We start from the raw sequence: 12,177 nt of genomic DNA, 5'->3' as shown, positions 1-12,177 counted from the left end.
CTAATTAGCTCCCCTTCTGCCCATTTGGCAACTCTTCTCCGGCACCGCGCAAACTGTCTGCGAGCCGGTCTAATTTAACGCCACGTGAGCCTTTGACCAGAATCCGATCTCCTGATCGCTGCTGCTCCTGAAGGTAATCGATCGCGGCAGCGACATCGGTCAGTTCTATCAGCTGCTCAGGTTGCAATCTGGAGGCCCCCTGGCAGATATCTGCGGCAAAAGTACCGACTCCAATCAACAGATCGACACATTCACTTGCTTTAGCCCCGATATCTCGGTGCATCTGTGCCGAGGCATCACCGAGCTCGAGCATATCTCCCAGTACCGCGATCCGACGCCCCTGGCCTTTAATTTCAGCCAGCACATCCAGCGCAGCTACTGTCGATAACGGATTAGCGTTGTAACTGTCGTCTAGCAACAACCCTCCGCAGGGCAACGGAAAGAGATTCATCCGCCCCTGGATCGGGGTAAAAGACTCCAGTCCAGCGGCAATTTTCTCCTGCGGAACTTTCAAGGCAAAAGCAACTGCGGCGGCAGCCAAGGCGTTGGAAACATTGTGCCGACCGGCAGCCGCAAGGTGCACCTTCTGTCGCTGCCCAGAAAACAGCAAATCAAATGTCAGCGAATCAGAATTGGCCACAACCTGTTCGGCACGGACCGTCGCTTGCGCCGACAAGCCATAAGTTAGTTTCGCGACTCCATTGGCTACCGGCAGGCAAGCTACGCGCTCATCATCAAGGTTGATAATGGCGCTGCCGCCCTGCAAACCAGCGAAAAGTTCGCCCTTGGCCCGCGAGACTCCATCAAGTCCGTGCAGAGTTTCCAAGTGCGCCTGCCCAACGTTGGTTATCACGCCGATACTCGGTTGGGCGATCTCAGTCAGCCGCTCGATCTCTCCTAGGCTACTGGTCCCCATTTCTAAAACCGCCCACTGATGCTCCGGCTGCAAGCGGAAGATCGTCAACGGCAAACCGATCAGATTATTAAAGTTGCCGGCAGTTTTTAATCCCGGCGCAACTTGCTGAAGAATCGCGGCCAGCATCTCCTTGGTGGTGGTTTTACCGACCGATCCGGTAATTGCGACCAGCGGACCATTTAACTGCAGACGATAGGCAGCAGCTAAATCGCCAAGGGCACGTAGCGTGTCGGCAACCCGGACCACCGGAACACTGAGGCCTTCGATGATTTCTTCACTCAAACAGGCTGCTGCGCCATTTTTGACCGCCAGGCTGATATAGTCGTGGCCATCAAAATTTTCACCGCGCAGCGGCACAAAAAGAGCACCGGGAGTCATATTGCGGCTGTCGGTACAGATACCGCTAAGGCCGCAATTGATTTTCTTTCCGGAAAACTCACCTGCCGTGATCCGGGCAACCCGTTCAAGATCAAACATCATTGCCTGCTCCTGATTCTGCAATTTCACCGCGATTGCTTAGCGCCAGCGCGAGTTCTTCACGATCATCAAAGGGAACCTTCGTTGTGCCCAAAATCTGGTAGTCCTCATGTCCCTTACCGGCCAGCAGCAATAAATCTCCCGCTTTAGCCACAGAACTCGCAAAGAGAATCGCATCACGGCGATCGGGAATGACGACAAAACCCTTTTCTCCGGCAGCAACCTGGGGGCTACTTAACTCGGCGGCACCGGCAGCCAAGGCACCGGCGCGCATCTGCTCGAGAATCTTTAGCGGATCTTCGGTGCGCGGGTTATCTGAAGTCAGAACGGCCAAATCGGAATATTTCACTGCCGCAGCAGCCATCACCGGTCGCTTACTCGGATCACGGTCACCGCCACAACCGACCAGGGTGATCAAACGTTTCGATTCCAATTTACTCAGCGTCGCCAAGACCTGTTCAAGGGCATCGCTGGTGTGAGCATAATCTACCAGGGCCAGAATATCCTGATCATTGACCACGCGCTGCAAGCGTCCCGGAACCTGTGCAGCGGCCGCGACACCGTCGCCAATCTGCTGATTATCAATACCGAGCAGTTGGGCGGCAGAAACGGTGGCCAACAGGTTACTGACATTAAAATGGCCGATCATTTTACTATTGATATCAATTTTCCCGCTTGGGCTACGAAACGCCCCTTTAATCCCCTGCCTGCCGACACTGATATCCAATGGCCCAACCTGGGCGGCAGGATCACTGCCGAAGCTGGTCCACTCCGGGTTTTCCTGCAACAGTTGCCGACCAAAACCATCCTCGCGGTTGATGGCCGCTTTTCCCTGTCCGAGAAGCTCGCTGAACAGTCGCCTTTTACTGGCGAAATAATTGTCGAGGTTCTGATGATAATCGAGATGCTCTGGTGTCAAATTGGTAAAAACCGCAACATCAAACGCAATACCGTCGACCCGATGCTGCTCCAGCGCATGCGATGACACCTCCAGAATAAAGGCGTCGGCCCCCTGTTGCCGAAACTGACCCATCATCTGCATCAAATCCAGAGATTCAGGCGTGGTATGTGAAGACTCCAGCCGATGCTCTCCGAAACGATATTCCACTGTCCCAAAAACAGCAGGAGCATAACCGGCCTGACGAAGCACCGCTTCCAACAGGTAGGTGATCGTGGTTTTTCCGTTGGTCCCGGTCACTCCGATAACCGGGACATCGGCAGTCGGGCAATCATAGAACTGGTCCGCAACCTGCGCCATAACCCGACGCACATTGTCGACCAGCACAAAACTGATGGAATCTGGCAAATCGGCAGGAATTCGCTCTGCAACAATCACAGCGGCCCCGGCAGCAATCGCCTCGGGGATAAAATCGAAACCATCACTGCAGATCCCGGGCAACGCAAAGAACATCGTTCCCCCGCTAACCCGGCGGGAATCACAAGCCAACCCGACGATCTCCAGATCGACCGATCCGTAAACCTGCTCCACCTTGATTGATTTTAACAACGCTGCCAATTGCATCGGATACCCTTTATGCCCCGAGCCGTACCCAGGCCTTTTTTCCATAACGGATCGTCGCCCCGGGTGCTGGTGATTGGTCAACAACCTGGCCACTGCCTGAGAGTTTCAGATTCAATTTTTTCGCCTGCATGGCCTGCAAGACCTGTCGATAGCTCATCCCCCGAAGGTCTGGCATCATCAAACCGTCCATCGGCTCACTGTCGGGAAGAAGAGGGGCCAGATCCGGCAAAGGCTCATTCTCTGCCTGGGCAACCCCAAACGCAGCGACCGTACCCTTCGGCAGAACATTCAAGTAGCTCAGAGATTGTCCGGCAATACGAGCAAACACCGGGGCAGCAACCAAGCCACCATAGGCCTTACCTTCCGGCTCATCGACGGTGACTAAAACAACTAAAGCCGGATTGTCCGCAGGGACAAATCCGACAAAAGAAGAAACACTCTTATCTGGCGAGTAACCTCCGGTCACCGGATCAACCTTTTGTGCCGTACCGGTTTTCCCTGCCACTCGGTAGCCGGACAAAGCCGCCCTGGTACCACCCCCGGATTCAATTACCGCAACCATCATCTCGCGAACCTGCTTGGCAGTCCGTTCTGAAATAACACGATGCTTGACCTCTGGCAGGCGTCGCTGTACCAGCTGACCATCAGCATCGGTCACCCGCTCAACCACATAGGGCTCCATCAACAAGCCACCGTTAGCAATGGCACCCATCGCAGTCGCCATCTGTATGGCTGTAACACTAATACCCTGGCCGAAAGAGATGGCGGCCAGATCAATTTCGAACCAACGCGACGGCGGCCGAAGCATCCCGCTGGCCTCACCCGGCAGATCAAGCCCTGTTGGCTCACCAAAACCAAAATCGCGAATGTAGCTATGGAAACGTTCCCTCTCCAGCGCTTTACCTAGCTTGGCAAAGCCGATATTACTGCTGACCTTAAGCATCTCGCCGGGAGTCAGTTTGCCGTGCCGACCGATATCGTGGATGACTTTTCCACCAACGGAATAACGGCCATTTTCACAATCTATCTTCTGGTTCGGCCGGACGGCCCCTTCTTCAAGGACACCAGCTAACAAGAAAGGCTTAAACGTTGACCCGGGCTCAAACATGTCACAGACGGCTCGGTTGCGCCGCATCGAAGCCCTCGATTTGCCGGGCAGATTAGGGTTGTAATCAGGCTGACTGGCCATCGCTAAAACCCTTCCGCTGGCCGGCTCCATCACCACGACTGTGCCACCGACGGCTTTAGTCTGCTTGACAACCTGCGCCAGTTCCTTTTCGGCGATATATTGCAACGAACGATCAATCGTCAACTGCAGGTTGTGCCCCGGGACGCCTCCTTGGACCAGTTGCTCGGCAGTTGCCAGACCACGACCGCGCGCGTCGCGTTGCGACACCAAACGTCCCGGCTGACCTTGCAGTAGCAGATCATATTCTAACTCGACCCCTTCCAGCCCTTTGGGGTCAAGACCGGTAAAGCCGACCACATGTGCACCAATACTGGCTTGGGGGTAGTAACGCTTGGGCTCGGCAACGAACTTCATCCCGGTGATCCGCAACTTGCGTACCTGCTCGGCGACTTCTGGGTCGAGCTTACGCCCGAGCCAGACAAAACGCTTTTTTCCCGAGAGCAGCCGTTCCAGTTCCTTTTTGCTCTTTTTCAACAGTTTGGCTAACCGACCGGCGACCTGCTGCGGATCTTTGATCTGAAAAGGATCAGCATAAAGCGATTCAACATCCAGGCTCAGAGCAAGTGGGGCGCCTTTGCTATCAAGAATACTGCCACGCTGCGGTGCCAACTCAACAACGCGCTGGCGCTGTTGGTCCGCCCGGTCCTGCAACTGGGACGCCAGCACCACCTGCAGATAGTAAGCACGGCCGATAACAACAAGAAATGCGACAATAAACAGGACACCGAAAAATCGGATGCGCATCTGGATGCCACGCTCCGAAGCCGCCATATCAGTCGATCCAGATGATCTGGCCGGAAGCCGGTGGCCGCAAGCCCAGCTCTTTACGAGCCAGCCCTTCGATCCGTGTATCACGGGAGAGATAGGCCGCTTCGAGCTTCAGCTGCTTTGCCTGTTGTTGTCCAAGACGGATCTGCCGCTCCAAGCTGGAAATATCGTATTCGAGGTTGATCGCATGAATCCGAGACCAGACAAACACCAGCGACAGTAAAGAAACAATAACAATTGCGACAAAAACCGGTGCAAGGCGGGGACGTTGAAGAGAGAATCCATTGATCGTGACAACTGTTCTTGGCAGAGTTTCTGACATGGGCACCTCCCCTGTGTAGACTTCAGACTGACCGCTTGCTGGGCTGATCAGCAGCGTTCGACCGCTCGTAAAATCGCACTGCGAGAACGACTATTCACGTTTATTTCATCAGCACTTGCCTTTTGACCCTTGCGGGTGAGCACTTTCACCATCGGCACATTATTACAGTGGCAGACCGGCAACCGTGGAGGACAGATACAGCCCTTTCCTTTATCGCGAAACAGTTGCTTAACGATCCGATCTTCCAGAGAGTGAAAGCTGATCACCACCATCCGCCCGCCCGGCTTGAGCAATTCGAGGCCGGCGGCAACACCATTTCGGACCTGTTCTAATTCTCCATTAACATGAATCCGCAACGCCTGAAATACCCGCGTCGCCGGATGGATACGTCCCGGTTTAAAGCCGCCAGGGATTGCCGCACGGACCAGCTCGGCCAACTCGGCGGTCCGGGTGATCGGGGCCTCGCCGCGGCGAGCAATAATCTTCCTGACGATTCTTCGGCTGTAGCGCTCTTCGCCGTATTCGAAAAAGATCCGCAGCAGCTCAGCTTCTTCGGCCTGATTGACCACATCGGCAGCGGTAATTCCCTCCAGTGGATTCATCCGCATATCGAGTGGAGCATCGAGGCGAAACGAGAACCCCCGCTCCGGGGTATCAAGCTGATGGGAAGAAACCCCAAGGTCGAGCAGCATGCCATCGAGACCATCGATATCAAGCTGCCGCAAGACGCTATCGGCCTGATCAAAGGTGGCGTGCTGCAGGCTAACCTGCGCCGCGAACGGCGAGAGCACCTGTGCAGCCTTTTCCAATGCAGCCGGGTCCCGATCCAGCCCAACCAACCGGCAACCGGGCGCAGCTTCAAGAATTAAACGCGAATGACCGGCACCGCCAAGGGTTCCGTCCAGATAAACGCCGTCCGAATGCGGTTGCAGCCAGTGCAGTACTTCCTCAGGCATCACCGATAGATGCTCAAACGCAGCCCCTGCCATCCGCTAAAACCCCAGATCCGCTTGCCCTTGCGGATTCTCATCCAACAGGGCTTCAGATTTCTCTGCTATCGCGACATGGGCTTGCTGACTCCATATTTCGATTTTATCGAGCATGCCAATAACCACGGCATCCTTATCCAGACCAGCGTGATCGCGCAACGACTGGGGGATTTGAATCCGCCCTTGAGCGTTAAAGGAACATTCTTTCGCCGGAGCAATCCGGGTACGAAGATTTGCCTCCCGAACCGGACCGGCCGGCATGGCCAGCACATTGGCGAAAATGGTTTCCCACTTGCTCGGCGGATAGGCGACCAAGCCCTCGTTATTGCGCGTGACAACCAGCCCTTCACTCTTGTAAGCTTGACGCAGTTCGTCCCGAAAGGAAGCCGGAATACTTACCCGCCCCTTGAGGTCGATACTGACATTAAATTCACCAGAGAATTTCATACTTGACACCAATTGCTACGCATTGACCCAATTTGACACTTCGAATGTGTGAAAGAATAGCTATTGACCTTGCGTCTGTCAAGGAGAAATCCCTGCTTTTCGGGCCATTGCCAGTTTTAGAAAATGTCGCACTGACAGGCACTTAACTTTCATTAAGAGCTTGCCAGTAGCCTGACATCAGAATGCAAATCCCCGCCGCGACCACAGACCTCTGTAACCAGCTAAAATCCTTCCCCTAAAGATCAAAATCCGTGAGAAAAAGCGTAAAAAAAACGACCCGCTCTGCGGATCGTTACACGCCATAAACAACCAGAGGACCGGCAAACAACCAAAACCTATCACCGCACAGTAAAAAAGGAGCGGCCGACAGATGGCCGCTCCTTAAATGCTAACAGGAAAGAATCTCAGAAAAAACCGCTGCTCTAGCCCTCATCTCGGCCAAGAACCATCTCCACCTCCTCAATCCTCCGATCATCCATCGTCCTTACCCGAAAAACGATGCCATCCTCCTCAAAGGATTCTCCTTCTGCAGGGATCCTGCCCATAACGCGCAACAGATAACCGGCCAGAGTCGTCACATGATCTTCGGGCAGTTCAAGCTTGAAGCGCCGATTGACCGTCCGCACCGATACGGCACCATCAACCAGAAAACGGTTCGGTGCCAGTTGGCGGAAATCTACCTCTTCGATATCGTACTCATCATGGATCTCGCCGACAATCTCCTCGACAACATCTTCGAGCGTAACGATCCCCTCAATCCCACCATACTCATCGACGACAATCGCCAGATGCTCACGCTTCTGCCGAAAGCTCTGCAACAGCACGGCAATACGCTTCGATTCCGGCACAAAGTAAGGCTTACGACAGACATCGGCGAGAGCAAACTGCTCGGTACGACCGATAAAGTCGAGGACATCCTTGGAATGCACGACGCCGACGATATTATCCAGGCTATCGCTATAAACGGGAAAGCGGGAATGCCGGGCGTGTTGAACGACATCCAGCACCTGCTGAAAATTGGCAGTCACATCCAATCCGGCCACCTCGGTACGGGGAATCATCACATCACGAACCCGGGTTTCCGACAGATCAAAGATACCGTGCAGCATGCGTCGCTGCTCCGCCGCCACCACTCCCGACTCTTCGCCGACCTCGATAATCGCGCGGATTTCATCTTCGGAGACCGACAGGCTCTCCGCTTCCTTGGCGCGGAAAAAACTGGTCAACAAGCGCGACAAAGAGGAAACAACAAAAACCACCGGGTGTAGAATCCAGGCCACAAAGCGGATCGGCTTGAGAACCATAAAAGAGGCTTTCTCTGGATACTGGGCGGCGTAGGTTTTGGGACAGACCTCGGAAAAAATCAACAGGATCGGGGTCAAAATCAGAACGGTGAGAAGCTCCCCCTGCTCCCCAAAATAGCCGACAAAAAAACCGGTTGCGATAACCGAAACGGCGATATTGACCAGATTATTCCCGACCAGGATGGCACTGAGTAAACGATCGGGGTTATCAAGCAAGTTAGCCAGCTTATCTGCGCCGGGATACCCTTTTTGCTGCAGGTAACGAACCCGCAACTTATCGAGAGAAAGAAGAGCCGTCTCCGAACCGGAGAAAAAACCTGACAGAGCCAACAGACCCAACATCACCATTAATCGCCAGAGTGCTTCGTCAGACATCCAATCTCCAGGGGGATTTATCGGCAAAAGCAGCAATCCCGCTCGCCGAAATTCAAGCAATAACGCAAGTATAGCTAAAAGAACAAAAGTTGCGCGGAGTGTAGCTCAAACGACCATAAAGGGGAAGAGCTTGTCGTTATACAGTGCAGCATGCTATAAGCCAAACGATATAATTAGCCGTAAAATCTTGAGGTAAACAGATGTCCAAAGCCAATGATGCCGTCCGTCAGCAACATACCAGACTAAGCGAACAACTCCATCACCACAACCGTCTATACCACGGGCTCGGCCAACCAGAGATCACCGATGCCGAATACGACCAATTAATGCAAAAGCTGTTGGAGTTAGAAGATCACTATGATGACTTGATTAGTATCGACTCCCCCTCTCAGCGTGTCGGTAGCGTACCGCTTGACAGCTTCCCACCTGCAACCCACGCTAGCCCGATGCTATCACTGGAAAATGCCTTTAACGCCGACGACCTTCGCGAGTTTGATGCCCGACTGAAGCGCTTTCTGGCACGTGAAGAGTCGATTGAATATCTCTGCGAAATGAAACTGGACGGCGTTGCGGTTGCCCTGACCTACGAAAACGGACAACTGGCTCGCGGCGCCACCCGCGGTGACGGGACCCGCGGCGAGGATATCACCAGAAATGTTCGCACCATTGGCGCGATCCCCCTGCGACTGCAGGGCGACTATCCGCAACAACTCGAAGTACGCGGAGAAATCTACATGGAGCTTGCGGCCTTTCGCCGCCTCAACCAGCAGCGCCGCGAGGAAGGCGAAACCACCTTTGCCAACCCGCGCAATGTAACCGCCGGCAGCCTGCGACAACTCGACTCCAAACTAACCGCCAACCGGCCACTGACGATCAGCTGTTATGGCATCGGCAACATCTCCGGTAACGAACCAAAAAAACACCATCAGCTGCTCGAGGCGTTACGCCGCTGGGGACTCAAAGTCAACCTGGAAACCGTGCGAGTCGCCAACGACATTGAAGCCGTTATCGACCGCTACGATGAACTGATCGAGCTGCGCGACCAACTGCCGTTTGAGATCGACGGTATGGTGGTCAAGGTCAACAGCCGTAACCTGCAGCAGGAGTTGGGGGAAAAGAGCCGTACGCCGCGTTGGGCTATCGCCTGCAAGTTTCCGCCGCGCCAGGCAGAAACCATCCTCGAATCGGTGCGTTTTCAGGTCGGTCGCACCGGTGCGATCACCCCGGTCGCCAATTTGCGTCCAGTCAACGTCAGCGGCGTCAGCGTTTCCAGTGCCAGCCTGCACAACTGGGATGAAATCGAGCGCCTCGGGATCCGCATTGGTGACACAGTGGTGGTTGAACGCGCCGGCGACGTAATTCCCGACATCGTCAAAGTCCTCGCCGAAAAACGCGACGGCAGCGAGCAGGAGATCCCCGAGCCCACCGTCTGTCCGGCCTGCAACTCACCAGTCTCGCGAGAAGCCGGAGAAGTGGTGCCGCGCTGTCAAGGCTTACGCTGCCCGGCGCAGCTGAAGGAATCACTGAAACATTTCTGCGCCCGCGGCGCGATGGATATTGATGGCCTCGGCGACCGGCTGATCGACCAGATGCTGCGCCTGGAGCAGGTTAAAAGCGTCGCTGATCTTTATCGGCTGAACAAAGATGACCTGTTTCAGTTTGAGCGGATGGGCGACAAACTGGCCGACAAACTGCTCAAGGCGATTGAAGCGAGCAAAGAACGCCCCCTGGAGCGTTTTCTTTTTGGCCTCGGCATCCGCAACGTAGGCAGCCATCTGGCCAAAGTCCTCAGCCGTCAGTTCGGTTCCCTCGAGGCGTTGTCCGCAGCCAAACAGGAACAGTTGTTGACGATCCACGAAATCGGCCCACAGGTTGCCGAAAGCGTCGCCGCTTTTTTCACCGACCCGAACAACCAACAGATCCTGCAACAGCTGCAGCAGCTCGGAGTCGTCCCGCTGGCGACGGAGCAATCCCGGGGGGATAAATTTAAGGACAAGATCTTCGTTTTCACCGGAAGTCTGGAGCGCTTCAGCCGCAAGGACGGTCAGGAACTGGTTGAGGCACAGGGCGGAAGGGCCAGCGGTTCGGTCAGCAAGAAAACCGATTACGTCGTCGCCGGACCGGGGGCCGGCAGCAAGTTGGCCAAAGCCGAACAACTCGGCATCACAGTCCTTGACGAACAGCAGTTTCTCGACCTGATGGCAGAGGAGCAATAAGATGTCCGAGGTGAGAGTGGCGGTCCGGGTAAGCGGACGAGTGCAGGGGGTCTGGTTTCGGCAGAGCACCAAGAACAGCGCCGATCAATACGGCGCAACCGGCTGGGTGCGGAACAATCCGGACCGGTCAGTTGAAGCGGTTTTCGAAGGACGACGTGAAGTCGTGCAAGCGCTTGTCGACTGGTGTCACAGCGGACCGGATCTGGCTCGGGTGGACGATTTACAGGTCGACTGGCAAAAGGCGACCGGTGAATTCAGTGATTTCAGGGTCCGTTAAGAAAAAAAACGCTATGCGCGCTCACTGCAGTCGATTGCGGAAAGGGCGATACAACGGATCGCCAATCAGCACCATCTGCCAAGAGAGATAAGGCAGACTTAAAAAATAGCTTTCGGCCAGGGTGTAATAGCCGTCGAGCAGAAAATCGAAAAAAATATCCGGCAGCGGAAACCCCTGAACATAGGGTTCGGCCACCGGGCCGATGGTCGCCGCGACCCCATCTTCGAGCAGCCGTTTGCACCAGACCTGACTGCCGGGCTTCTTCAAGGTCACACACTCACTGCTGGCAATGTGGTAAGCAACCGCCCCCGGCTGCCAGTCAAACGCATCGACATACTTCGCCAAACTGTACCAGCCACTATAGAGCGCAGCTTCCGGAGCTGACCCCGGCGGCAGCAACGCCTGCTGTTGGTCCAAGGTGACCGGCAGGCGACTTAAATTTTCGGTTAGCTTGGCCGCCTTGTGCAGCGCCGCATCATACAGCGCATAACCTTGTAAGTTTTTCTTTTTCGGCGGCGCCCAGCGGGCATCAAAATAGGCCCGTCCTCTCAGCCCCTGCTGTTCGGCCTGCAAACTATCATCAATTACCCGGCGGACAATATCAGGGCTCGAGGCATCCAGCCGAGCGACCATCAGGACCTGCTCTTTGCCGATCGGTAACGACTCCTGGTTGTTAAAACCGACAAAATAGGGATTCGGCAACCACCTTTTCAGCGGATAGTCATCGTTTAACAATAAGGCGATTTCCGAGTCGACCGCCGCAGCCTGCTCCGGCCGGCGATAGGTCTGCATTTCTTGCCGTAACTGCTCCGCTGCGACCTTTAACGATTCAGTATTTTCCGCCCCGGGACGATTTTTGATCTTCCAGTCGAGAGCCTTTTTCTTAAATTTCAATGCCTCCAGTGCTTGCCATTCAGCCTGACTTAACTCTGGCGGCGCAACCCGCAAGGGCACCCCATAAAAGAGCAACAGACAACGGATCTGCCCCGGCCGCTGCGCCAAAAACTCGCGGATCGGCGCCACCAAGTTGCGTTGATAGTCTTCCCGACTGCAATCTTCCTTATCGGTCATTCTGATTTGCAGCAGGTTTTCAGCCGGGATTTGGCGCTGTTGCTGATAATAACGTGCCAGGGATAGGCTCTCGGGAAGGTTGCGGTTGCTAATCAACAAGACTTCTTCGGCGAGTAACGCTAAAGACTGCACAGGGGAAAAAAACAAGCACAGCGACGCCCAGAACAGGCAGCAAACGAAGGGATTTCTGGTGCGCGAATAAAAGAGCATCTCTCGTCCTTGCCGACGAAGGGTGACGTTCCAAACCACAACCAACATGCTGACGATATCGCAAATGAAGCTAGTACCTTGTACCCCCTAAATC

At 54.8% G+C, this 12,177-nt stretch carries 10 protein-coding genes; 2 read left to right on the top strand and 8 right to left on the bottom strand.

What is annotated here, in order from left to right; translation table 11 throughout:
- Positions 1–4: 4 nt before the first annotated feature.
- The 7 genes from ACZ5PT_RS10920 to ACZ5PT_RS10890 form a co-directional block, all read right to left on the bottom strand.
- Positions 5–1,396, bottom strand: coding sequence for a UDP-N-acetylmuramoyl-tripeptide--D-alanyl-D-alanine ligase (locus tag ACZ5PT_RS10920; protein WP_464263067.1), 1,392 nt, complete (start codon positions 1,394–1,396; stop codon positions 5–7).
- A complete protein-coding gene (locus ACZ5PT_RS10915) occupies positions 1,386–2,915 on the bottom strand; it encodes a UDP-N-acetylmuramoyl-L-alanyl-D-glutamate--2,6-diaminopimelate ligase (RefSeq protein WP_464263066.1) in 1,530 nt (509 codons plus the stop codon). Before ACZ5PT_RS10915 ends, ACZ5PT_RS10920 begins: the two co-directional genes overlap by 11 nt.
- A 10-nt stretch (positions 2,916–2,925) precedes the next feature.
- Positions 2,926–4,875, bottom strand: a complete 1,950-nt coding sequence (locus ACZ5PT_RS10910) for a penicillin-binding protein (RefSeq protein ID WP_464263065.1) — start codon at positions 4,873–4,875, stop codon at positions 2,926–2,928.
- 1 nt (position 4,876) lies between these two features.
- Positions 4,877–5,194, bottom strand: a complete 318-nt coding sequence (gene ftsL / locus ACZ5PT_RS10905; RefSeq protein ID WP_464263064.1) for a cell division protein FtsL — start codon at positions 5,192–5,194, stop codon at positions 4,877–4,879.
- Positions 5,195–5,241: 47 nt separating this feature from the next.
- A complete protein-coding gene (rsmH, locus tag ACZ5PT_RS10900) occupies positions 5,242–6,183 on the bottom strand; it encodes a 16S rRNA (cytosine(1402)-N(4))-methyltransferase RsmH (RefSeq protein WP_464263063.1) in 942 nt (313 codons plus the stop codon).
- Positions 6,184–6,186: 3 nt separating this feature from the next.
- Positions 6,187–6,630: a division/cell wall cluster transcriptional repressor MraZ gene (mraZ, locus tag ACZ5PT_RS10895; RefSeq protein WP_464263062.1), complete on the bottom strand. Its 444-nt coding sequence runs from the start codon at positions 6,628–6,630 to the stop codon at positions 6,187–6,189.
- Positions 6,631–7,052: 422 nt separating this feature from the next.
- On the bottom strand, positions 7,053–8,309 hold the full coding sequence (locus ACZ5PT_RS10890; protein ID WP_464263061.1) for an HlyC/CorC family transporter: 1,257 nt from the start codon (positions 8,307–8,309) through the stop codon (positions 7,053–7,055).
- 200 nt (positions 8,310–8,509) lie between these two features.
- On the opposite strand from ACZ5PT_RS10890, the gene ligA reads away from it, so the two are divergent.
- Together ligA and ACZ5PT_RS10880 are read left to right on the top strand one after the other, a co-directional pair.
- A complete protein-coding gene (gene ligA / locus ACZ5PT_RS10885; protein WP_464263060.1) occupies positions 8,510–10,525 on the top strand; it encodes an NAD-dependent DNA ligase LigA in 2,016 nt (671 codons plus the stop codon).
- A gap of 1 nt (position 10,526) precedes the next feature.
- Entirely contained in the window at positions 10,527–10,802 is a 276-nt protein-coding gene (locus ACZ5PT_RS10880) for an acylphosphatase (RefSeq protein ID WP_464263059.1), read from the top strand.
- Positions 10,803–10,823: 21 nt separating this feature from the next.
- On the opposite strand, the gene ACZ5PT_RS10875 is transcribed toward ACZ5PT_RS10880, so the two are convergent.
- Positions 10,824–12,131, bottom strand: a complete 1,308-nt coding sequence (locus tag ACZ5PT_RS10875) for a TIGR03790 family protein (RefSeq protein WP_464263058.1) — start codon at positions 12,129–12,131, stop codon at positions 10,824–10,826.
- Between the last annotated feature and the right edge of the window lie 46 nt (positions 12,132–12,177).

It is taken from the genome of Desulfuromusa ferrireducens (assembly GCF_055389805.1).
This window is presented reverse-complemented; position numbering and strand designations above follow the sequence as displayed.